The 20,341-nt window shown below is 59.3% G+C and carries 22 protein-coding genes and 1 other RNA gene; 16 read left to right on the top strand and 7 right to left on the bottom strand.

Going from position 1 to position 20,341, the window contains the following annotated elements:
* Positions 1 to 101 precede the first annotated feature (101 nt).
* The 5 genes from trxA to ACYZT7_RS30965 all read left to right on the top strand — a co-directional run bounded on the left by trxA (position 102) and on the right by ACYZT7_RS30965 (position 5,379).
* Positions 102 to 431 carry a thioredoxin TrxA gene (gene trxA / locus ACYZT7_RS30985; RefSeq protein WP_008150340.1) on the top strand — a complete coding sequence of 110 codons (330 nt, stop codon included), beginning with the start codon at positions 102 to 104 and terminating at the stop codon, positions 429 to 431.
* Between the two features lie 248 nt (positions 432 to 679).
* A complete protein-coding gene (gene rho, locus ACYZT7_RS30980; RefSeq protein WP_007942421.1) occupies positions 680 to 1,939 on the top strand; it encodes a transcription termination factor Rho in 1,260 nt (419 codons plus the stop codon).
* A gap of 142 nt (positions 1,940 to 2,081) precedes the next feature.
* Entirely contained in the window at positions 2,082 to 3,548 is a 1,467-nt protein-coding gene (ubiD, locus tag ACYZT7_RS30975) for a 4-hydroxy-3-polyprenylbenzoate decarboxylase (RefSeq protein ID WP_462039421.1), read from the top strand.
* Entirely contained in the window at positions 3,548 to 4,516 is a 969-nt protein-coding gene (locus ACYZT7_RS30970; RefSeq protein WP_462039420.1) for a CDP-6-deoxy-delta-3,4-glucoseen reductase, read from the top strand. Before ubiD ends, ACYZT7_RS30970 begins: the two co-directional genes overlap by 1 nt.
* A gap of 194 nt (positions 4,517 to 4,710) precedes the next feature.
* Positions 4,711 to 5,379: a gamma-glutamylcyclotransferase gene (locus ACYZT7_RS30965; protein ID WP_462039419.1), complete on the top strand. Its 669-nt coding sequence runs from the start codon at positions 4,711 to 4,713 to the stop codon at positions 5,377 to 5,379.
* On the opposite strand, the gene glpT is transcribed toward ACYZT7_RS30965, so the two are convergent.
* Together glpT and ACYZT7_RS30955 are read right to left on the bottom strand one after the other, a co-directional pair.
* Positions 5,355 to 6,704 carry a glycerol-3-phosphate transporter gene (gene glpT, locus ACYZT7_RS30960; protein ID WP_282376132.1) on the bottom strand — a complete coding sequence of 450 codons (1,350 nt, stop codon included), beginning with the start codon at positions 6,702 to 6,704 and terminating at the stop codon, positions 5,355 to 5,357. The two genes, ACYZT7_RS30965 and glpT, sit on opposite strands and share 25 nt — an antisense overlap.
* Positions 6,705 to 6,995: 291 nt before the next feature.
* Positions 6,996 to 7,973 (bottom strand): NADPH:quinone oxidoreductase family protein, encoded by a 978-nt coding sequence (locus ACYZT7_RS30955; RefSeq protein ID WP_462039418.1) that lies wholly within the window; start codon positions 7,971 to 7,973, stop codon positions 6,996 to 6,998.
* A 150-nt stretch (positions 7,974 to 8,123) separates the two neighbouring features.
* On the opposite strand from ACYZT7_RS30955, the gene ACYZT7_RS30950 reads away from it, so the two are divergent.
* The gene (locus tag ACYZT7_RS30950; protein WP_462039417.1) at positions 8,124 to 8,525 is read left to right on the top strand and encodes a flagellar basal body-associated protein FliL; all 402 of its coding nucleotides are present in this window, start codon (positions 8,124 to 8,126) and stop codon (positions 8,523 to 8,525) included.
* 141 nt (positions 8,526 to 8,666) lie between these two features.
* Here ACYZT7_RS30950 and ACYZT7_RS30945 read toward each other — a convergent pair whose 3' ends face one another.
* Positions 8,667 to 9,119: an EVE domain-containing protein gene (locus tag ACYZT7_RS30945; RefSeq protein WP_462039416.1), complete on the bottom strand. Its 453-nt coding sequence runs from the start codon at positions 9,117 to 9,119 to the stop codon at positions 8,667 to 8,669.
* A gap of 201 nt (positions 9,120 to 9,320) precedes the next feature.
* Between ACYZT7_RS30945 and ACYZT7_RS30940 the strand changes: the two genes are divergently transcribed.
* Positions 9,321 to 9,473: a hypothetical protein gene (locus ACYZT7_RS30940; RefSeq protein ID WP_007942433.1), complete on the top strand. Its 153-nt coding sequence runs from the start codon at positions 9,321 to 9,323 to the stop codon at positions 9,471 to 9,473.
* Between the two features lie 34 nt (positions 9,474 to 9,507).
* Here the strand turns inward: ACYZT7_RS30940 and ACYZT7_RS30935 are convergent, their stop codons facing one another.
* The 4 genes from ACYZT7_RS30935 to ACYZT7_RS30920 form a co-directional block, all read right to left on the bottom strand.
* A complete protein-coding gene (locus ACYZT7_RS30935) occupies positions 9,508 to 10,113 on the bottom strand; it encodes a 5-formyltetrahydrofolate cyclo-ligase (protein ID WP_462039415.1) in 606 nt (201 codons plus the stop codon).
* A gap of 87 nt (positions 10,114 to 10,200) precedes the next feature.
* Positions 10,201 to 10,379: non-coding RNA, 6S RNA (gene ssrS, locus ACYZT7_RS30930), on the bottom strand.
* Between the two features lie 30 nt (positions 10,380 to 10,409).
* Entirely contained in the window at positions 10,410 to 10,727 is a 318-nt protein-coding gene (locus tag ACYZT7_RS30925) for a cell division protein ZapA (RefSeq protein WP_007942435.1), read from the bottom strand.
* Positions 10,724 to 10,933, bottom strand: coding sequence for a TIGR02449 family protein (locus ACYZT7_RS30920; RefSeq protein ID WP_007982902.1), 210 nt, complete (start codon positions 10,931 to 10,933; stop codon positions 10,724 to 10,726). Before ACYZT7_RS30920 ends, ACYZT7_RS30925 begins: the two co-directional genes overlap by 4 nt.
* 125 nt (positions 10,934 to 11,058) lie before the next feature.
* On the opposite strand from ACYZT7_RS30920, the gene ACYZT7_RS30915 reads away from it, so the two are divergent.
* The 9 genes from ACYZT7_RS30915 to gcvH all read left to right on the top strand — a co-directional run bounded on the left by ACYZT7_RS30915 (position 11,059) and on the right by gcvH (position 20,305).
* Positions 11,059 to 11,619 (top strand): YecA/YgfB family protein, encoded by a 561-nt coding sequence (locus tag ACYZT7_RS30915; RefSeq protein WP_449645329.1) that lies wholly within the window; start codon positions 11,059 to 11,061, stop codon positions 11,617 to 11,619.
* Positions 11,620 to 11,646: 27 nt separating this feature from the next.
* Entirely contained in the window at positions 11,647 to 12,981 is a 1,335-nt protein-coding gene (gene pepP, locus ACYZT7_RS30910; RefSeq protein ID WP_462039414.1) for a Xaa-Pro aminopeptidase, read from the top strand.
* The gene (ubiH, locus tag ACYZT7_RS30905) at positions 12,978 to 14,165 is read left to right on the top strand and encodes a 2-octaprenyl-6-methoxyphenyl hydroxylase (protein ID WP_462039413.1); all 1,188 of its coding nucleotides are present in this window, start codon (positions 12,978 to 12,980) and stop codon (positions 14,163 to 14,165) included. The genes pepP and ubiH overlap by 4 nt, the downstream gene beginning before the upstream one ends.
* Positions 14,158 to 14,298, top strand: coding sequence for a hypothetical protein (locus tag ACYZT7_RS30900; protein WP_347802495.1), 141 nt, complete (start codon positions 14,158 to 14,160; stop codon positions 14,296 to 14,298). Before ubiH ends, ACYZT7_RS30900 begins: the two co-directional genes overlap by 8 nt.
* A 9-nt stretch (positions 14,299 to 14,307) precedes the next feature.
* Positions 14,308 to 15,525 (top strand): 2-octaprenyl-3-methyl-6-methoxy-1,4-benzoquinol hydroxylase, encoded by a 1,218-nt coding sequence (locus ACYZT7_RS30895; RefSeq protein WP_462041890.1) that lies wholly within the window; start codon positions 14,308 to 14,310, stop codon positions 15,523 to 15,525.
* A 230-nt stretch (positions 15,526 to 15,755) separates the two neighbouring features.
* Positions 15,756 to 16,760 (top strand): extracellular solute-binding protein, encoded by a 1,005-nt coding sequence (locus tag ACYZT7_RS30890; RefSeq protein ID WP_462039412.1) that lies wholly within the window; start codon positions 15,756 to 15,758, stop codon positions 16,758 to 16,760.
* Between the two features lie 255 nt (positions 16,761 to 17,015).
* Positions 17,016 to 18,632, top strand: coding sequence for an ABC transporter permease (locus ACYZT7_RS30885; protein ID WP_462039411.1), 1,617 nt, complete (start codon positions 17,016 to 17,018; stop codon positions 18,630 to 18,632).
* Between the two features lie 156 nt (positions 18,633 to 18,788).
* Positions 18,789 to 19,871: a glycine cleavage system aminomethyltransferase GcvT gene (gcvT, locus tag ACYZT7_RS30880; protein WP_462039410.1), complete on the top strand. Its 1,083-nt coding sequence runs from the start codon at positions 18,789 to 18,791 to the stop codon at positions 19,869 to 19,871.
* 50 nt (positions 19,872 to 19,921) lie between these two features.
* Positions 19,922 to 20,305, top strand: coding sequence for a glycine cleavage system protein GcvH (gcvH, locus tag ACYZT7_RS30875; protein ID WP_462039409.1), 384 nt, complete (start codon positions 19,922 to 19,924; stop codon positions 20,303 to 20,305).
* Positions 20,306 to 20,341: the final 36 nt, after the last annotated feature.

The raw sequence follows: 20,341 nt of genomic DNA, 5'->3' as shown, positions 1-20,341 counted from the left end.
CATGCGCCACCATAGCGAGACTCAATCATCTGCACCTTCCTGAACGAGGGAAGGGCGGCTATGATGGGCCACGTTTTTTTGCTTACAACCTGGAGACTTCCATGAGCAGCGATCTTATTAAACACGTCACCGACGCTAGCTTCGACGTCGACGTCCTCAAGGCCGAAGGCGCTGTACTGGTCGACTACTGGGCTGAATGGTGCGGCCCTTGCAAAATGATCGCTCCTGTTCTGGACGAAATTGCTGAAACCTACAAAGGCAAGCTGACCGTTGCCAAACTGAACATCGACGAAAACCAGGAAACTCCGGCCAAGCATGGCGTGCGTGGTATCCCGACGCTGATGCTGTTCAAGAACGGCAACGTTGAAGCGACCAAGGTTGGCGCGCTGTCGAAGTCGCAACTGGCTGCTTTCCTCGACGCCAACATCTAAGCGTCGTTTAAAGCGTCATCAAAAAGGCCCCGCATATTGCGGGGCCTTTTCGTTATTGAGGGCTAGACGCTCCGAAACTCAGGTGGTACATTCGGCCCCGCACTGGTTTCTCCACTGCCCCCTACTAGCCGTCGCCGACGCACTCCTTTTCGAATAAGTACGCGATCCTGTCGCCTTCTCTGCGGCGCGGCCTCATTAAGCCAAAAGCTTAATTTCCCCCCCTCCATAAATGATTACGTCATTCCTATATGAATCTGACTGAACTCAAGCAAAAGCCGATTACCGAACTGCTCGAATTGGCCGAACAGATGGGCATAGAAAATATGGCCCGTTCGCGCAAGCAGGACGTGATTTTCTCCCTGCTCAAAAAGCACGCTAAAAGCGGCGAGGAAATCTCCGGTGATGGCGTGCTGGAGATTCTCCAGGACGGCTTCGGCTTCCTTCGCTCCGCTGACGCTTCCTATCTTGCAGGCCCGGACGATATTTACGTCTCGCCGAGCCAGATCCGTCGCTTCAACTTGCGCACCGGTGACACCATCGTTGGCAAGATCCGTCCTCCAAAGGAAGGCGAGCGTTATTTCGCGCTGCTCAAGGTCGACACGATCAACTACGATCGTCCCGAGAACGCGAAAAACAAGATTCTCTTCGAGAACCTGACCCCGCTGTTCCCGACCGTGCGCATGAAGATGGAAGCCGGCAACGGTTCCACCGAAGACTTGACCGGTCGTGTCATCGACCTGTGCGCCCCGATCGGCAAAGGCCAGCGCGGTCTGATCGTTGCACCGCCGAAAGCCGGTAAGACCATCATGCTGCAGAACATCGCAGCGAACATCGCTCGTAACAATCCTGAAGTTCATCTGATCGTATTGCTGATCGACGAACGTCCGGAAGAAGTCACCGAAATGCAGCGCACCGTGCGCGGCGAAGTGGTTGCCTCGACGTTCGACGAGCCGCCAACCCGCCACGTGCAGGTTGCCGAAATGGTGATCGAGAAGGCCAAGCGCCTGGTCGAACACAAGAAGGACGTGGTGATTCTGCTCGACTCCATCACCCGTCTGGCTCGCGCCTACAACACCGTGATCCCGAGCTCCGGCAAAGTACTCACCGGTGGTGTCGATGCCCATGCCCTGGAGAAACCGAAACGTTTCTTCGGCGCCGCGCGGAACATCGAAGAAGGCGGTTCGTTGACCATCATCGCCACCGCGCTGGTTGAAACCGGCTCGAAGATGGATGAAGTGATCTACGAAGAATTCAAAGGCACGGGCAACATGGAACTGCCTCTGGATCGCCGCATCGCCGAAAAACGCGTCTTCCCGGCTATCAACATCAACCGTTCCGGCACCCGCCGCGAAGAGTTGCTGACCGCCGACGACGAGTTGCAACGCATGTGGATCCTTCGCAAGCTGCTGCACCCGATGGACGAAATCGCTGCCATCGAGTTCCTGGTCGACAAGCTGAAAACGACCAAGACCAACGATGAGTTCTTCCTGTCGATGAAACGCAAGTAAGTCGATCAGGTCAGCAGAAGCCGGGGAAACCCGGCTTTTTGCTATCTGATTTTTGATGAACCGGCAGTTCGTGGTTCTGAATAGAGGGGTTCGGCGCTAAACTGCCTCCCCCCGATCGCCACCGCCAACACGAGGCTCACGCATGCAGTATCGCGACTTGCGCGACTTTATCAGCGGCCTGGAAAAGCGCGGCGAACTCAAGCGCATCCAGGTTCCGGTGTCCCCAGTGCTCGAAATGACCGAGGTCTGCGACCGCACCTTGCGTGCCAAAGGTCCGGCCCTGCTTTTCGAAAAGCCCACGGGTTATGACATCCCAGTGCTCGGCAACCTGTTCGGCACCCCTGAGCGCGTAGCGCTGGGCATGGGCGCAGAGGCGGTCAGCGAATTGCGCGAGATTGGCAAGCTGCTGGCGTTCCTCAAGGAACCCGAGCCGCCGAAAGGCCTGAAAGATGCCTGGTCCAAGCTGCCGATCTTCCGCAAGATCATCGCCATGGCACCGAAGGTGGTCAAAGACGCAGTCTGCCAGGAAGTGGTCATCGAAGGCGACGATGTCGACCTCGCGATGCTGCCAGTGCAGACCTGCTGGCCGGGCGACGTCGGCCCGCTGATTACTTGGGGCCTGACCGTCACCAAAGGGCCGAACAAGGATCGCCAGAACCTCGGCATCTACCGTCAGCAAGTGATTGGCCGTAACAAGGTCATCATGCGTTGGCTGAGCCACCGTGGCGGCGCGCTGGATTACCGCGAGTGGTGCGAGAAGCATCCTGGCCAACCGTTCCCGGTGTCCGTGGCGCTGGGCGCCGACCCTGCGACCATTCTTGGCGCTGTAACGCCGGTACCGGACAGCCTTTCCGAATATGCTTTCGCTGGCTTGTTGCGCGGCAACCGCACCGAACTGGTGAAATGCCGCGGTAACGATCTGCAGGTTCCGGCGACTGCCGAGATCATCCTTGAAGGCGTGATCCATCCGGGCGAAATGGCCGATGAAGGCCCGTACGGCGACCACACCGGCTACTACAACGAAGTCGACAGCTTTCCGGTGTTCACCGTCGAACGCATCACCCACCGGATCAAACCGATTTATCACAGCACCTACACCGGCCGTCCGCCGGATGAGCCGGCGATTCTCGGCGTGGCGCTGAACGAAGTGTTTGTGCCGATCCTGCAGAAGCAGTTCCCGGAGATCACCGACTTCTACCTGCCGCCCGAAGGCTGCTCGTACCGCATGGCCATCGTGACCATGAAGAAGTCGTATCCCGGCCATGCCAAGCGGGTAATGCTCGGTGTCTGGTCGTTTTTACGACAGTTCATGTACACCAAGTTCGTTATCGTCACTGACGACGATATCAACGCACGCGACTGGAACGACGTGATCTGGGCCATCACCACGCGCATGGACCCCAAGCGCGACACGGTGATGATCGACAACACGCCGATCGACTACCTGGACTTCGCCTCGCCGATCTCCGGCCTGGGTTCGAAGATGGGGCTCGATGCCACGCATAAATGGCCGGGCGAAACCACTCGCGAGTGGGGCCGGGTGATCGTCAAGGATGAAGCCGTGACCCAACGGATCGATGCCATATGGAATCAGTTAGGAATAGATTGATGCGTGTAACCTTGCAGCCCTCCGGAGCAGTGCTACAGATTCTGCCCGGCGAGCGGATTCTCGATGGCGCGCGGCGTCTGGGCTATGAATGCCCGCAAAGCTGCCGGAACGGTAATTGTCACGTGTGCGCCGCACTGCTGGTGGAAGGGCGTGTCGAACAGGAAGGCGGTGTGCGCGACCATGGCGAGTTCTACACTTGCATAGCAGAGCCGCTGGAAGACTGCATCGTGCTGTGGGATGGCGTGCTCGCGCGGGGAGAATTGCCGGTGCGCAGCTTGTCGTGTCAGGTCATTGAATGCAGGGATGTCGGCGGCGATACCTGGCGTGTGCGTCTGCGAGCGCCGGCCGGCAAGTCGCCGCGCTATCACGCCGGTCAGTACCTGATGATCGAGCGCGAGAACGGCGAGAAATCCGCGTTCTCCCTGGCCTCGGCGCCACATGGCGGGCGCGATCTGGAAATCCATGTGCTGGCGCGCGAAAGCAGTGCGCTGAGCCTGATCGAACAGATACAACGCAACCCGATGGTGCGGATTGAAATGCCGTTCGGCGACACCCATCTGGCGGAGTTGCCGGACGGTCCGCTGGTGCTGATTGCCGCTGGCACCGGCATGGGCCAGATCCATAGCCTGATCGAACATTGCCGTGCCGCGGGCTTCAAACATCCGGTGCATTTGTATTGGGGCGTGCGTCGTCCTGAAGATTTTTATGAGATCGAACATTGGGATGAATGGCTGAAACTGCCCAATCTGTTCCTGCATAAAGTCGTCAGCGATCAATGTGGCTGGGAAGGTCGTTGCGGCATGCTGCACGAGGCGGTGTGTGAGGATTTTGCCGATCTGAAGGCGCTGCATGTCTACGCCAGCGGCTCGCCGGCCATGGTCTACGGCACGCTGGATGCTTTGGTTGAAGCCGGGATGGACGCTCATCAGATGCGTGCGGATGTGTTTGCGTACGCTCCCCGCTCTTAATCGTTATAACTCTCTATATAGCCGATCGGTATTTATAAAACTATATAAATACCGGTAGGTTATATGTCATCAGGCAATTGTTTAAAAACTGTGCCATGGCACTTAAATTGCCTTAAAACATATGTGCCTTATTGTTACAGCGGTGCGTTCTATTAAGTAATTCTTTACCCGCGGGGAGCTGAACGCTATTCGCCATGAGCGCCATTGAATCTGCTTTTTTGAATCTGGCTTACCCTCCGCGACTCGATCTTGGGCCGCAGCATACGCACGAACAATTGCTCAGCTCGATGCAGTCGACCATGGCGGGCCACAAGGGCGGGCCGGTCTGGCTGTTTGCTTACGGCTCGCTGATCTGGCGGCCTGAATGCCCGGCGGTGGAACGTGTGCGGGGTCGGGTGCATGGCTACCATCGCGGTTTGTACCTGTGGTCCCACGAACATCGCGGCACGCCGGAAGTGCCTGGCCTGGTGTTTGGTCTGGATCGCGGCGGCTCTTGCAGCGGTTTCGCTTACCGCTTACCCGAAGAACAACTCGACGCTTCGCTCTACGCCTTGTGGCAGCGCGAAATGCCATTCCCGTCATATCGTCCACACTGGCTCAACTGCCGCCTCGAAGACGGAAGCCAGGTTCAGGCATTGGGATTTGTATTGGAGCGACACCTGCCCAGCTATGCCGGCAACTTGCCGGATCACGTGCTGAGCCATGTGTTCGAAAACGCTTGCGGGCGTTACGGCACCACTCGCGATTATGTCGAGCAGACCGCCAACGCCCTGCGTAGCCACGCCATGCCAGACCGGAATCTGGAGGCGCGGCTCAAGCGCTGCAAATCAAACGCCGATCAGGCGATTGCTTCGCGGCTCTGACTGGCGACTTGCTTGTGCCACAGCGTCGGCGCGAGGAAGGCCATCGCCAGCAGGCATGCACCGATCAGCAGCACAAAGCCGCCGTCCCAGCCAAAATGGTCCACGGTGTAGCCCATCGCTGCACTGGCCGCGACCGAACCACCCAGATACCCGAACAGACCCGTGAAGCCCGCTGCCGTCCCGGCGGCTTTCTTCGGCGCCAGTTCCAGCGCTTGCAGGCCGATCAGCATCACCGGGCCGTAAATCAGGAAGCCGATCGAGACTAGCGCGATCATGTCGACTGTCGGGTTGCCCGCCGGGTTGAGCCAGTACACCAGGGTCGCCACAGTCACCAACGCCATGAACACCATGCCGGTCAGACCACGGTTGCCACGGAAGATCTTGTCCGACATCCAGCCGCACAGCAGCGTGCCCGGAATACCTGCCCACTCGTAGAGGAAGTACGCCCACGACGTCTTATCCACGGTGAAGCCTTTGGCTTCCTTCAGGTAAGTCGGAGCCCAGTCCAATACGCCGTAGCGCAGCAGGTAGACGAAGACGTTGGCCATGGCGATGTACCAGAGCATTTTGTTGTGCAGCACGTATTTGACGAAGATTTCCTTGGCGCTGAATTCGTCTTCGTGGCTGGCGTCGTAGCCTTCCGGATAATCGTTTTTGTACTTCTCGATCGGCGGTAGGCCGACCGATTGCGGTGTGTCGCGCATGGTCATGAAGGCGAACACTGCCACCGCCAGAGCCACCGCCGCCGGTACGTAGAATGCCGCGCGCCAGTCATTGAACAAGCCCATGCCAAGCAGGAACAGCGGGCCGATCAGGCCACCGCCGACGTTGTGCGCCACGTTCCACACGGACACCACGCCACCCCGTTCCTTCTGCGACCACCAGTGCACCATGGTCCGGCCACTCGGTGGCCAGCCCATGCCCTGAGCCCAGCCGTTGATGAAGAGCAGGATGAACATCATGGTGACGCTGGACGTAGCCCACGGTGCGAAACCGAAAATGAACATCACCCCCGCCGATACCAGCAGGCCGAAGGGCAGGAAGTAACGCGGGTTGGAGCGGTCGGACACGAGGCCCATGAGGAACTTCGACAGACCGTAGGCAATCGCGATTGCCGACATCGCCAACCCCAACTGACCACGGGTGTAACCCTCATCGATCAGGTACGGCATGGCCAGGGAGAAGTTCTTGCGCAGCAAGTAATAACCCGCATAGCCAAAGAAAATCCCGGCGAAGATCTGCCAGCGAAGGCGTCGGTAGGTGCTGTCTATTTTTTCTTCAGGCAATGGAGCCTGATGTGCGGCAGGACGAAAGAAAGCAAACATTCAAGAGCTCCAGATTTCTTGTTTTGACTGCGGATGCGAATGTTACAGTTTCGTTACCGAAAATAGCACCGGTTCGCATCGACCAAATAGCGGAAATTCTGGAGATTCGGTGTTCCTTTATGAACATGTCGCTCAGGTATAAATGAAAGGCGTTATGGGAAACGTTACTTGCAGGTCTTCATGCAGCATTTCGGTCCAGGGTAGGACGAGGCTTTGGGAAATGTTTTTCGTTTGAATGGGAAGTAAGCAGTCTGAACACTTTCATTTGAAGTCCAGACCGCTTCATTGGGCTCAGCGAACCTGCACCACCACTTTCCCGACTGCCTTACGCTGGCCCAGATCATTAATCGCCTGCGCCGCGTTGCTCAGCGGATACACCTGCGACACCAGTGGCTTCAACTTGCCTTCGGCAAACCAGCCAAACAATTGCTGGAAGTTCGCCGCGTTGTCTTGAGGCTGGCGTTGGGCAAACGAGCCCCAGAACACGCCGATCACCGCTGCACCTTTGAGCAGCGCGAGATTGACCGGCAATTCCGGAATGCGACCGCTGGCAAAGCCGACCACCAACACGCGTCCGTTCCAGGCAATGGCGCGGATGGCCTGGTCGAACAGGTCGCCACCCACCGGGTCGTAGATTACGTCGGCGCCCTGGCCATCGGTCAGGCGTTTGATTTCGTCCTTGAGGCTGGTCTCGCTGTAGTTGATCAGCTCATCGGCGCCGGCAGCCTTGGCCACCGCGAGTTTTTCGGCGCTGCTGGCGGCGGCGATCACGCGGGCGCCCATGGCTTTGCCGATTTCCACCGCAGCCAGGCCGACGCCACCGGAAGCGCCGAGCACCAGCAGGGTTTCACCCGGTTGCAGATTGCCTCGTTGCTTGAGCGCGTGCATCGAAGTGCCGTAGGTCATGCTGAAAGCGGCGGCGGTGTTGAAGTCCATTGATGGCGGGATTGGCAGCACGTTGTAGCTTGGCACCGCGACCTGTTCGGCGAAACTGCCCCAGCCGGTCAGGGCCATGACCCGATCACCGACCTTGAGGTGACTGACCTTTTCACCCACCGCGCTGACCACGCCGGCGGCTTCGCCACCCGGGGAAAACGGGAAGGGCGGCTTGAACTGGTATTTGCCCTCGATGATCAACGTGTCCGGGAAATTCACCCCGGCGGCGTGCACGTCCAGCAGGATTTCATTCTTCTTCGCAACAGGACTGGCGACGTCTTCCAGCACCAGCAATTCGGCAGGGCCGAAGGCTTTGCACAGCACGGCTTTCATCAGGGCTATTCCTTTGGGAGTGATGGCCGATAAGTGTAGGTGTGTGAGTCGACGGGTCAACGAGCATGCCCGGCCCTGATAGTCAGCCATAAGCTTGTGCTTGTGCGACGGGTCGTTATGCTAGGCCGCAAACCGGATAAGGAGCGAATTGTGAAAGCGTGGATCATGTTGTTGCTGGCCCTGTCTCTGCCCGTGGCAGCGATGGCCGAAGAAGCCAAAGAAGCTCCGAAGGTCAATTACATCACCCTGAGCCCGCCGTTCGTGGGTAACTACGGGTTGGACGGCACACCGAAGCTCAAGGTCTACAAGGCCGATGTGGCGTTGCGAGTGACCGGGGAAGAAGCGACCAAATTGGTCAAAGCCAACGAACCGTTGATTCGTAATCAACTGGTGGCGTTGTTTGCCCAGCAGACTACCGAGGCGATGAACAACGTCGAGGCCAAGGAGAAGCTGCGTCAGGAAGCCCTGAAGCAGACCCAGCAAATCATGAACGACGAAACCGGTAAGCCGGTGGTTGAGGATTTGTTGTTCAACAACTTGATCATCCAGTAAGACTTTTGTTGTCTGAACCGGCCTCATCGCGAGCAAGCTCGCTCCCACAGGGATTTGAGTTGGATGCAAAAGCTGCATTCACTGGAGATCATTGTGGGAGCGGGCTTGCCCGCGATGACATTCGGCGTAGTGCTGGAGATATTACGGCTTGAGCGCAATCACCGCCGCCCACTGCTCGGTCGTCACCGGCATCACCGACAGTCGCGAGCCTTTCTGCACCAGCGGCATCTCGGCCAGCGCCGTCTGCTGTTTCAGATAATCCAGCTTCAGCACTTTGGGAAACGTCTCGACGTGAGCGACATCGATCGCGCTCCAGGCGTTTTTCTCTGCCGTGGCCTTCGGATCGTAGTAATGACTCTCAGGCTCCAGCGCCGTCGGGTCCGGATACGCGGCTTCGACAATCTTTCCGATCCCGGCAATTCCCGGTTCGGGGCAGCTGGAGTGATAGAAGAAAAACTCGTCGCCCACGGCCATGGCCCGCAGAAAATTACGCGCCTGATAGTTGCGAACCCCGTCCCAGCGCGCTTTGCCAAGCGTTTCCAGGCCCTTGATCGAGAGCTCGTCGGGCTCGGATTTCATCAGCCAATAGGCCATGGTTTTTGCTCCTTGCGAGGTGAGTGGGCAAGTTGTCGGGCAATTTTATGACAAACCGACGGTCGGTTGACGCCAGCGTTTGCGTGTCGGTTCACGTTGTCGCAGAATGCCGGCCTTCTAAGCTTGACGCTGCTGCACGGCCTACACCTACAACGGAAACCGCTGCTGTCATCGTGTTGATGTGCCTTTGGGGGGCAATCGATGAAACGCAAACCGGATTTACTATGGATTTTGGTTATTTTGTTCGGCCTCGGCGTCGTGACCACTGGCTATGCCCAAAGCCTGTGGAACAACAAGACCGACGCTCCGATCGAAATCGCGCAGCAACAGCAGCCGTCGGCGTTCAAACGCTGAACCTGTCTTGGGACGCCGCTGATTCCTGCGGCGTCTAGCCTGCGAAATACCACGCCTTGTCTGTCACCGTTCCCTGTAACGGCACATCCCAGCTCGCTTGAGCCAATCGTTCGACCTTCTGGCATTCATGGGCCAGCCCCAATAGCGTCGGCTTGCGCCAGTTTTTACGTCGTGCCAGGTACGCCAGGCTTCGATCATAGAAACCACCGCCCATGCCCAGGCGTCCGCCGACATCGTCAAATCCCACCAAAGGCAACAGCACCAGATCGAGCGCCCAGACTTTGCGTTGCTGGGCGAGGTTGTGCCGGGGTTCGAGAATACGGAAACGGTTGGGTTTCAGTTTTTCGCCGGGGCGAATTCGCTGGAACACCATTTTGGTTCGTGGCCAAGCGCTGAGCACCGGCAGATAAGTCGCCTTGCCCCGACGTTGAGCGGCACGCAGCACAACACGCGGATCGATTTCACCGTCAGTGGGCAGATACAGAGAGATATGTTTTGCGCGGCGAAACAGCGGCTGCTGGGCCAATTGCTTGTACAGCCCGCGTGCAGCCTGGCGTTGCTGACTGGGCGTCAGTGCGCGGCGGGCCTTGCGCAGCATGCGTCGAAGTTGCGGGCGGGGCAGCAGCGCAGGTTCGGTCATGGATTTCGGGCTTCAGAAGGGCGAGTACACAAAGCGTACCCGTAAAAAAGCCGATGCCGGTATTTAAACCGGCATCGGACTGCAATCAGGCTCCCCGGATGTACCGCTGTCGACTTAGCCCTTGAACCCGAAAGTTCAAGGTGGAAGATGCAGTAGGCTTTAAGGCTTTCCGTCTAGCGGACATGCACACCAGCCCAACGTGCAGCCTCCAGGGTAGTGCGAATCGGCTCAGGGACGTGGTCAACTGGCAAGCACCCCAGGGAGTGTTGCGAGTATACCCCAAGCGGTTTCGCGTTTCAGCCCTTGGTGACGTCCGGATCGGTTGCGAGCACCAGATCGACGCGGTCCAGCAGGTCGCGAACCTGCTCACGGGTCGAGCCGCTGGCCTGCACATCCGGGCGTTCTTCCTTGTGCAGAAGATCGTGGGTGATGTTCAGCGCGGCCATCACGGCGATGCGATCGGCGCCAATGACTTTGCCGCTGCTGCGGATTTCGCGCATCTTGCCGTCCAGGTAACGGGCGGCGCTCACCAGGTTGCTGCGCTCTTCCTGGGGGCAAATGATCGAATACTCTTTATCGAGGATCTGCACGGTAACGCTATTGCTTGAACTCATGAGTCTTGCTCCAGGGCCTTGAGGCGCGAAATCATCGATTCGACCTTACGCCGAGCGATTTCGTTCTTTTCAATGAGGTGAGCGCGTTCCTCGCGCCAGGTCTTTTCCTGAGCTAATAGGAGTCCGTTTTGACTCTTTAGTTGCTCGACGCGGGTAATTAGCAGTTCGAGTCTGGCCATTAGCGCTTGCAGGTCGGTGTCTTCCATTGGGTCCACTGAAATGTCAGATGGGTGATAGCTGGCGGACAGCCTTTAATAGTCTTGGCGAGTCTGTCGATGTAGGATACAAGGCCTTCATTCTAGACATAGCGCCGTCTGGCGCCTAGCTGCCCATGCCCATTCAGAATTCCCCGTACCAAGCCTTCGCCACGCTGCTGACTTCCAGCGGTCATAACGTCTCGCCTGCCGAACTGCATGGCTTGCTGCTCGGTCGCAGTTGCGCCGGTGCCGGCTTCGATGCCGAAGGTTGGCTGGTTGATGCCGCCGAACTGCTCGAAGGCGAGCCGCAAGACAACGTCCGCAACGCCTTGATCGGCTTGCAAGAGATGGTCAAGGGCGAGCTCACCGGCGACGACGTGACCGTCGTTCTGCTGCTTCCGACCGATGACGAGCCACTGGCTGACCGCGCCGCCGCACTGGGCCAATGGTGCCAGGGCTTCCTCAGCGGTTTCGGCCTGAACTGCCGTGACAGCAGCATGCTGAGTACCGAGGCCACTGAAGTTCTGCAGGATCTGGCGGCTATTTCGCAGGTGCAAGACGCTCTGGAAGAGTCCGACGACGGCGAAAGCGATTACATGGAAGTGATGGAGTACCTGCGCGTTGCGCCGCTGCTGCTGTTCACCGAAACCAAGAAGCCGGACGCGCCGGCTGCTGCCAAACCGTCGTTGCATTAATCGCGAGCCAGGGAAAGCCATCTGCCCATGATTCATATCCCGAAATCGGAATACAGCCGTCGCCGCAAGGCCCTGATGGCGCAGATGGTACCCAACAGCATCGCCATTCTGCCCGCCGCCGCCATTGCTATCCGCAACCGCGACGTCGAGCACATCTACCGTCAGGACAGCGACTTCCAGTACCTCAGCGGTTTTCCCGAGCCTTCGGCGGTCATCGTTTTGATGCCTGGGCGTTTACATGGCGAATACATACTGTTCTGCCGTGAACGCAACGCCGAGCGAGAGTTGTGGGACGGCCTGCGCGCCGGGCAGGAAGGCGCGATTCGCGACTTCGGCGCCGACGACGCCTTCCCCATCACCGACATCGACGACATCCTGCCGGGCCTGATCGAAGGCCGCGACCGGGTGTATTCGGCCATGGGCAGCAACCCGGAATTCGACCGGCACCTGATGGACTGGATCAACGTGATCCGCTCTAAAGCGCACCTTGGCGCCCAGCCGCCGAACGAATTCGTTGCCCTGGATCATCTGCTTCACGACATGCGCCTGTATAAATCGGCGGCAGAAGTGAAGGTGATGCGCGAAGCCGCACGGATTTCCGCCCAGGCGCATATCCGCGCGATGCAGGCCAGCCGGGCCGGGCTGCATGAATTCAGCCTCGAAGCCGAGCTCGATTACGAGTTCCGCAAGGGTGGGGCGAAAATGCCGGCCTACGGTTCGATCGTCGCCGCTGGGCGCAACAGCTGCATCCTGCATTACCAGCAGAATGACGCCGTGCTCAAGGATGGCGATCTGGTGTTGATCGATGCCGGGTGCGAGATCGACTGCTACGCCAGTGACATCACCCGCACCTGGCCGGTCAACGGCAAGTATTCAGCGGAACAGAAGGCGATCTACGAGTTGGTGCTGGCGTCGCAAGAAGCCGCGTTTGCCGAAATCGCCCCGGACAAACACTGGAATCAGGCCCACGAAGCCACCGTCCGGGTGATTACTGCCGGGTTGGTGAAGTTGGGCCTGTTGCAGGGCGACGTCGACGAGTTGATCGCCAGCGAAGCCTATAAAGCGTTTTACATGCACCGCGCCGGCCACTGGCTGGGTATGGATGTGCATGATGTCGGCGAATACAAGGTCGGCGGCGAATGGCGCGTGCTGGAAGTCGGCATGGCGCTGACCGTGGAACCGGGTATCTACATTTCCCCGGACAACCAGAATGTGGCGAAGAAATGGCGCGGCATTGGCGTGCGCATCGAGGACGACGTAGTGGTCACCAAAACCGGCTGTGAAATCCTGACTCAAGGCGTGCCGAAAACGGTCGCCGATATCGAGGGCTTGATGGCCGCCGCGCGGGCACAAGCCGCATGAGTCGAGTCAATCTGGCAATCATCGGTGGTGGTCTGGTCGGCGCTAGCCTGGCGTTGGCGTTGCAAGCAGGGGCCAAGGCGCGTGGCTGGAAGATCGTGTTGATCGAACCCTTTGCCCCTGGCCACACCTATCAACCGAGCTACGACGCCCGTTCTTCGGCATTGTCCTACGGCGCCAAGCAGATTTATCAGCGGTTGGGCGTGTGGCAGGAAATCTCCCGCCGCGCCGAGCCGATCAAGCAGATTCATGTTTCCGACCGTGGACGCTTCTCCACCGCGCGACTGTCGGCGATGGAAGAAGGCGTTCCGGCGCTGGGTTACGTGGTGGAAAACGCCTGGCTCGGCCAATGCCTCTGGCAAGGTCTGGATAAGGACGTGATCACATGGCGTTGCCCGGCGGAAGTCACGCGCATGGAGCCAATGACCGGCGGCTATCGCCTGACCCTCAACGATGAAATCACCCTGGAATGCGACCTTGCGGTGCTCGCGGATGGCGGCCGTTCCGGTCTGCGCGAACAACTGGGGATCGGCATCAAAAAGCGCCCGTACAACCAGAGCGCGCTGATTGCCAACATCACCCCGAGCGAAGCGCACAACGGCATGGCCTTCGAACGTTTCACCGATGACGGCCCGATGGCGTTGTTGCCGCTGCCGGAAAACCGCTGCGCACTGGTGTGGACTCGATTGGGCATGGACGCGCAACGGCTGGCCGCGCTTGATGAACGCAGCTTCCTCAGCGAGTTGCAGGGCGTGTTCGGTTATCGCCTCGGCACCTTGAAGCAGGTGGGGGCGCGGCATCTTTACCCGCTGACGCTGATCGAAGCTGAAGAGCAGGTGCGTCCGCATCTGGCAATTCTCGGCAACGCCGCTCACAGCCTGCACCCGATTGCCGGCCAGGGTTTCAACCTGTCCCTGCGTGATGCTCAAGCTCTGGCTGATGCGCTGCTGGCGAGCGAAACATCTCCCGGCGATTTTGCGACCTTGCAGGCTTACCGCGAACGTCAGCGTCTGGATCAGAACCTGACCGTGGGTTTCTCCGATCAGGTCACCCGTTTGTTCGGCAGCACCCAACCGCTGGTTTCCCTGGGCCGCAACATCGGCCTGCTCGGTCTCGATCTGCTGCCGCCGGCCAAACGCTGGTTCGCTCGGCAAGCCATGGGCTTGGGTACTCGACCCGATGCTTAAGTGGCTGACTGCAAGACTCGACTCGATGGTCGATCCGTTTTTCATGCTGATGCTGCTGGAGAACCTCGGTCACCGGTACATTGTCGGGAAAACCCTTTACGTGCGGCTCAAGCCGCAAGCGAGACAGGCTTAAAGCATGGAAATGCGCGCAGATCTGCTGATTGTCGGGGCCGGAATGGTCGGTAGCACCCTGGCGCTGGCGTTGCAGGACAGCGGGCTGGAAGTCCTGCTGCTGGACGGCAGCCCGATGAGCGTTAAGCCCTTCGAGGAGCAATCGCCGTTCGAACCGCGAGTGAGCGCCTTGTCGACGGCCAGCCATAGGATTCTCGAACGCCTCGGTGTCTGGGACGGTATCGCCAACCGGCGCAGCAGCCCGTATACCGACATGCACGTCTGGGACGGCAGCGGCACCGGGCAAATCCATTTTTCGGCGACCAGTGTGCATGCCGAAGTGCTGGGGCATATCGTCGAGAACCGCGTGGTTCAGGATGCCTTGCTCGACCGTTTGCATGACTGTGATCTGGGAATGCTGGCCAACGCGCGCCTGGAGCAAATGCGTCGCTCCGGCGACGATTGGCTGCTGACCCTGGCCGATGGGCGCACGCTGCGCGCACCGCTGGTGATTGCGGCGGATGGCGCCAACTCCGCGGTGCGGCGGCTGACCGGTGTGGCGACTCGCGAGTGGGATTATCTGCACCATGCGATCGTCACCAGCGTGCGCAGCTCAAAACCTCATCAACTGACCGCCTGGCAGCGTTTCACCGACAACGGTCCATTGGCGTTTCTGCCGCTGGAGCGTGATGGTCAGCAGGATTGGTGTTCGATTGTCTGGTCGACCACCCCGAGCGAAGCCGAACGCCTGATGGCGCTGGACGACGAAGATTTCTGCAAAGCGCTGGAGCGAGCCTTCGAAGGCCGACTCGGCACGGTGCTCAGCGCCGACCCGCGTCTGTGCGTGCCCCTGCGTCAGCGCCACGCCAAGCGTTACGTGGCTGAAGGCCTGGCGCTGATCGGCGACGCGGCCCACACCATTCACCCATTGGCCGGGCAGGGCGTGAACCTCGGGTTCCTCGATGCCGCCGTGCTGGCCGAAGTGCTGCTGCAAGCGGCTGCCCGTGGCGAGCGTCTGGCGGATGTGAAGGTGCTCAGCCGTTACGAGCGTCGGCGCATGCCTCACAACCTGGCATTGATGGCGGCGATGGAGGGTTTCGAGCGCCTGTTCCAGGCTGATCCGTTGCCGATTCGCTGGTTGCGCAATGCCGGGTTAAAGATGGTCGACCAGATACCTGAAGCCAAGGCGCTGTTCGTGCGCGAAGCGCTGGGGTTGATCGGGGATCTGCCCTCGTTGGCCAAAGCCTGAATATTCACTGCGTCTGATGGCCTCATCGCGAGCAAGCTCGCTCCCACATTGGTTTTGTGAACACTGACGATCCCCTGTGGGAGCGAGCTTGCTCGCGATGAGGCCGGTACATTCACCGCAAATTTCCAGCGGTGCAACATCTAGTAACGCCTCCGCGAACTGTTCGATTGAGAAGGCTAATGTGAGTCCATATCATTTGGCTTCACTTTTTCAACCGAGAGATTGCTCCCATGTTGATACCGAAGCGTCTACTGACCGCACTCGCCCTGACCCTGATTGGCAGCACCGCTGCCCAGGCCGCCGATGAAGTGGTGGTTTACTCCTCGCGGATCGACGAGCTGATCAAACCGGTCTTCGACGCTTACACCGCGAAAACCGGTGTGCAGGTGAAGTTCATCACCGACAAGGAAGCGCCGCTGATGCAGCGGATCAAGGCCGAGGGTGAGAACGCCACCGCCGACCTGCTGCTCACTGTCGATGCCGGCAACCTCTGGCAGGCCGAGCAAATGGGCATCCTGCAACCGTTCACCTCCAAGGTGATCGACGCCAATATTCCGCTGCAATATCGCTCTTCCGCCCATGCCTGGACTGGCCTGAGCCTGCGGGCGCGGACCATCGCTTACTCCACTGAGCGGGTGAAGCCGGGCGAGTTGACCACTTACGAAGGTCTGGCCGACAAAAATTGGGAAGGCCGCCTGTGCCTGCGAACGGCGAAGAAGGTCTACAACCAATCCCTGACCGCCACCATGATCGAAGTCCACGGCGCTGACAAAACCGAGAAGATTCTCAAGGGGTGGGTGAGTAACCTGTCCACTGATGTGTTCTCGGATGACATCGCGGTGTTGGAGGCAATCAACGCTGGCCAATGCGACGTTGGCATCGTCAACACTTATTATTACGGCCGCCTGCACAAGCAGAAGCCTGATCTGGCGGTGAAGCTGTTTTGGCCGAACCAGGGTGATCGTGGCGTACACGTCAACCTGTCGGGCATCGGCTTGACCAAACACGCCCCGCACCCGGAAGCGGCCAAGGCCTTGGTTGAATGGATGACCACGCCTGAAGCGCAGAAGATCTTTGCTGACGTGAACCAGGAATTCCCGGCCAACCCTGCGGTTCAGCCATCCGCAGAAGTGGCGAGTTGGGGCAAGTTTGTGGCTGATACCTTGCCTGTGGAAATTGCCGGCAAGCGTCAGGCTGAAGCGATTCGGATGATGGATAGGGCTGGCTGGAACTGAATCTGGCGGTATTCTATCGTTAGCTTCAAAATCCACCCCTCACCCCAGCCCTCTCCCCACGGGGGAGAGGGGGAAAGGGAGTCGATCTTTTTGCTTCTCAAATCCTGAGTTCGACTTTGGAATTTCAGGTCGAAGTATTTCTAAAAAACAACTCGGTCAGTCCCCTCGCCCCTTTGGGGAGAGGGTTAGGGTGAGGGGGCGATCTTGACCCAGACACTTCACTCAAAATCCCCACTATCCCTCAGAGACCCCAAAGTGGCCCACCCCGCCCAACGCCGCTGGTACCCCCTGGTCTTCGCCGTCGCTGCGCTGGTCCTGCTGCCACTTAGTGTTTTGCTGTTGTCATGGCAAACCATCGATCATCAAATCTGGTCCCACCTCTGGGACACCCAGATGCCGCGCCTGCTGGGCAACACGCTGACGTTGGTGCTCGGCGTCGGTATCGGCGTGACGGTCCTGGGCGTGAGCCTGGCCTGGCTGACCAGCCTCTGTGAATTTCCGGGTCGGCGTTGGCTGGACTGGGCGCTGATGCTGCCTTTTGCGATACCGGCTTATGTGCTGGCATTCGTGTTCGTCGGCCTGCTGGATTTCGCCGGCCCCGTGCAAACCCTGTTGCGCGAATGGTTCGGCACGGGCTTGAGGTTGCCGCGAGTCCGCTCCACCGGCGGCGTGATTCTGGTCCTGGTGCTGGTCTTCTATCCCTACGTTTACCTGTTGGCGCGAACCGCGTTCCTGGCTCAGGGCAAAGGCCTGATGGAAGCGGCGCGAGTCTTGGGGCAATCCCCGTGGCAAGCGTTCTGGCGAGTCGCGCTGCCCATGGCACGCCCGGCGATCGGCGCTGGCGTGGCGCTTGCACTGATGGAAACCCTGGCAGATTTCGGTGCGGTATCGGTGTTCAACTTCGACACGTTCACGACCGCCATCTACAAGACCTGGTACGGATTCTTCAGCCTCTCCACCGCCGCGCAACTGGCCAGCCTGTTGCTGCTGGTGGTGATGGTTGTGCTGTACGGCGAGCGCCGTGCTCGCGGGGCCAACCGGGCGAGTAACGAACGACCTCGGGTCAAGGCGCTGTATCACCTGCGCGGTTTCAAGGCGCTGGCGGCGATGAGTTGGTGCGGTCTGGTGTTCGCCTGCGCTTTCGTCATTCCAGTGCTTCAACTGGTGGTGTGGTTCTGGCAGCGCGGGCGCTTCGACCTGGATGAGCGTTACGCGGGGCTGATCGTCCATACGTTGTACCTGGGCGGCATGGCGGCGCTGATCACCGTCAGTGTTGCTTTAGTGCTGGCGTTTGCCCGGCGCCTGGCCCCGACCCGAGCGATCCGCACCGGTATCAGCCTGGCCAACCTCGGCTACGCCTTGCCGGGTTCGGTGCTGGCGGTGTCGATCATGCTGGCGTTCAGTTACCTGGACCGCGAACTGGTGATCCCGTTGTCGGGTTGGCTGGGGGGCGCCGGCAAGCCATTGCTGCTGGGCAGCCTCTCGGCGTTATTGCTGGCCTATCTGGTGCGTTTCATCGCGGTGGCTTATGGGCCGCTGGAAAGCAGTCTGGCGCGAATACGGCCATCTTTGCCCGAAGCGGCACGTAGCCTTGGCGTCAGTGGGCCGAGACTGTTTTTCAAAGTGTATCTGCCGTTATTGCTGCCAGGAACGTTGAGCGCTGCGTTGCTGGTGTTCGTCGATGTGCTCAAGGAAATGCCCGCGACCCTTCTGATGCGCCCGTTTGGCTGGGATACGCTGGCAGTACGGATCTTCGAAATGACCAGCGAAGGCGAGTGGGCGAGGGCCTCTTTGCCGGCACTGACCCTGGTTTTGGTCGGCCTGCTACCGGTCATCGGATTGATACGACGTTCAGCGCATCGAAACGCCTAGGTGCCAGTCCTACACCTTGAGGCTACAATGCGCGGCATTCGGTGCGGTCCGTCCTACAGACCAGGTAGCTGAAATCGGCTGAAAGCCTTGTATTTCAAGGCTTTCACCCCGTGCAGCACCGGCCCGCACCTTCGCCACGCCCGGAAGGAGAAACCCATGGGACAGCGCACGCCTCTGTATGACCTTCATCTCGCCCTCGGCGCGAAGATGGTCGATTTTGGCGGTTGGGATATGCCTTTGCATTACGGCTCGCAGGTCGAGGAACACCATCAGGTGCGCCGCGATTGCGGGGTTTTCGATGTATCCCACATGACCGTGATCGATGTCAGCGGCCCTGAGGCCAAACCTTGGCTCCAGCATTTGCTGGCCAATGACGTCGAACGTCTGCACAGCCCTGGCCGTGCCTTGTACAGCACCATGCTCAACGAGCGCGGCGGCATCGTCGACGACATGATCGTCTACCGTCTCGAGGACGGTTATCGGCTGGTGGTCAATGCCTCCACCCGCAACCAGGACCTCGCCTGGATGCAGGCCCATCTCGATGGTTTCGATGTGCAGCTCAACGAGCGCTCCGAGTTGGCGATGCTGGCCATTCAAGGGCCTCAGGCCCGGCACAAAATCTCCGAACTGGTGACCCAGTCCCGCGGCAACCTGATTCAGATGCTCAAGCCCTTCGAAGGCCAGGCCGATGGTGACTGGTTCATCGCGCGCACGGGTTACACCGGCGAAGATGGCCTGGAAATCGTGCTGCCGGCCAATCAAGCCCCGGGATTTTTCAACGACCTGGTGGGCGCGGGCATCTCGCCGATCGGCCTCGGGGCGCGCGATACTCTGCGGGTCGAAGCGGGCATGAACCTCTACGGTCAGGACATTCACCAAGACGTTTCACCCCTGGCCTCCAACATGGCCTGGAGCATTGCCTGGGAACCGGCCGCTCGCCAGTTCATTGGTCGTAGTGCTCTGGAAGCCGAACGGGCGGGTGGCGTGCAGCACAAACTGGTCGGTCTGGTCCTTGAGGAGCGTGGGGTTTTGCGCGCTCATCAAGTGGTCCGCATCGCCAATGTTGGCGAAGGGGAGATCACCAGTGGTAGTTTCTCTCCTACGCTAAGCAAGTCGATAGCACTGGCGCGCGTGCCGATGGCGACAGCCGACCGCGCAGAAGTGGAAATCCGTGGCAAGTGGTACCCGGTCCGAGTGGTCAAACCGACCTTCGTACGCCATGGCAAAACCTTGATCTAATCTTTTCTGGCGGGCAACGACCGCTGACAATTCTCTTGAGGACACAGAACATGAGCGATATTCCTGCCGACCTGCGTTTTGCCGAAAGTCACGAATGGGCCCGTCTAGACCATGATGGTGGCGTGAAAGTGGGTATTTCAGACCATGCTCAGGAAGCCTTGGGTGACGTGGTGTTCGTCGATCTGCCGGAAATCGGCAAAGTGTTCGCTGCCGGTGAGGCTGCGGGTGTCGTCGAGTCGGTCAAGGCCGCGTCCGATATCTACTCGCCAGTCTCCGGTACAGTCATTGCAGTTAACGAAGAATTGGCCAACAGCCCGGAATTGCTCAACAGCGCGCCTTATGACAGCTGGATATTCAAACTCGAGCCAAGCGATACATCTGAGCTGAACAACCTGCTCGACGCGATGGCCTACAAGGCCGCCATCGGCGAGTAAGCCTTAAGCGTCATCCCCAAAGCCCCGACTTGTCGG

The sequence above is a fragment of the Pseudomonas sp. RT4P38 genome (assembly GCF_054897765.1).
This window is presented reverse-complemented; position numbering and strand designations above follow the sequence as displayed.

What these genes read in the sequence shown, in the direction of transcription:
- gcvT (WP_462039410.1), top strand. Translation starts at nt 18,789, where the DNA reads ATGGGACAGCGCACGCCTCTGTATGACCTTCATCTCGCCCTCGGCGCG.
- ACYZT7_RS30895 (WP_462041890.1), top strand. Translation starts at nt 14,308, where the DNA reads ATGCGCGCAGATCTGCTGATTGTCGGGGCCGGAATGGTCGGTAGCACC.
- ACYZT7_RS30920 (WP_007982902.1), bottom strand. Translation starts at nt 10,933, where the DNA reads ATGGAAGACACCGACCTGCAAGCGCTAATGGCCAGACTCGAACTGCTA.
- ubiD (WP_462039421.1), top strand. Translation starts at nt 2,082, where the DNA reads ATGCAGTATCGCGACTTGCGCGACTTTATCAGCGGCCTGGAAAAGCGC.
- ACYZT7_RS30965 (WP_462039419.1), top strand. Translation starts at nt 4,711, where the DNA reads ATGAGCGCCATTGAATCTGCTTTTTTGAATCTGGCTTACCCTCCGCGA.
- ACYZT7_RS30915 (WP_449645329.1), top strand. Translation starts at nt 11,059, where the DNA reads ATGCCCATTCAGAATTCCCCGTACCAAGCCTTCGCCACGCTGCTGACT.
- trxA (WP_008150340.1), top strand. Translation starts at nt 102, where the DNA reads ATGAGCAGCGATCTTATTAAACACGTCACCGACGCTAGCTTCGACGTC.
- pepP (WP_462039414.1), top strand. Translation starts at nt 11,647, where the DNA reads ATGATTCATATCCCGAAATCGGAATACAGCCGTCGCCGCAAGGCCCTG.
- ubiH (WP_462039413.1), top strand. Translation starts at nt 12,978, where the DNA reads ATGAGTCGAGTCAATCTGGCAATCATCGGTGGTGGTCTGGTCGGCGCT.
- ACYZT7_RS30940 (WP_007942433.1), top strand. Translation starts at nt 9,321, where the DNA reads ATGAAACGCAAACCGGATTTACTATGGATTTTGGTTATTTTGTTCGGC.
- gcvH (WP_462039409.1), top strand. Translation starts at nt 19,922, where the DNA reads ATGAGCGATATTCCTGCCGACCTGCGTTTTGCCGAAAGTCACGAATGG.
- ACYZT7_RS30955 (WP_462039418.1), bottom strand. Translation starts at nt 7,973, where the DNA reads ATGAAAGCCGTGCTGTGCAAAGCCTTCGGCCCTGCCGAATTGCTGGTG.
- ACYZT7_RS30945 (WP_462039416.1), bottom strand. Translation starts at nt 9,119, where the DNA reads ATGGCCTATTGGCTGATGAAATCCGAGCCCGACGAGCTCTCGATCAAG.
- ACYZT7_RS30970 (WP_462039420.1), top strand. Translation starts at nt 3,548, where the DNA reads ATGCGTGTAACCTTGCAGCCCTCCGGAGCAGTGCTACAGATTCTGCCC.
- rho (WP_007942421.1), top strand. Translation starts at nt 680, where the DNA reads ATGAATCTGACTGAACTCAAGCAAAAGCCGATTACCGAACTGCTCGAA.
- ACYZT7_RS30935 (WP_462039415.1), bottom strand. Translation starts at nt 10,113, where the DNA reads ATGACCGAACCTGCGCTGCTGCCCCGCCCGCAACTTCGACGCATGCTG.
- ACYZT7_RS30925 (WP_007942435.1), bottom strand. Translation starts at nt 10,727, where the DNA reads ATGAGTTCAAGCAATAGCGTTACCGTGCAGATCCTCGATAAAGAGTAT.
- glpT (WP_282376132.1), bottom strand. Translation starts at nt 6,704, where the DNA reads ATGTTTGCTTTCTTTCGTCCTGCCGCACATCAGGCTCCATTGCCTGAA.
- ACYZT7_RS30890 (WP_462039412.1), top strand. Translation starts at nt 15,756, where the DNA reads ATGTTGATACCGAAGCGTCTACTGACCGCACTCGCCCTGACCCTGATT.
- ACYZT7_RS30900 (WP_347802495.1), top strand. Translation starts at nt 14,158, where the DNA reads ATGCTTAAGTGGCTGACTGCAAGACTCGACTCGATGGTCGATCCGTTT.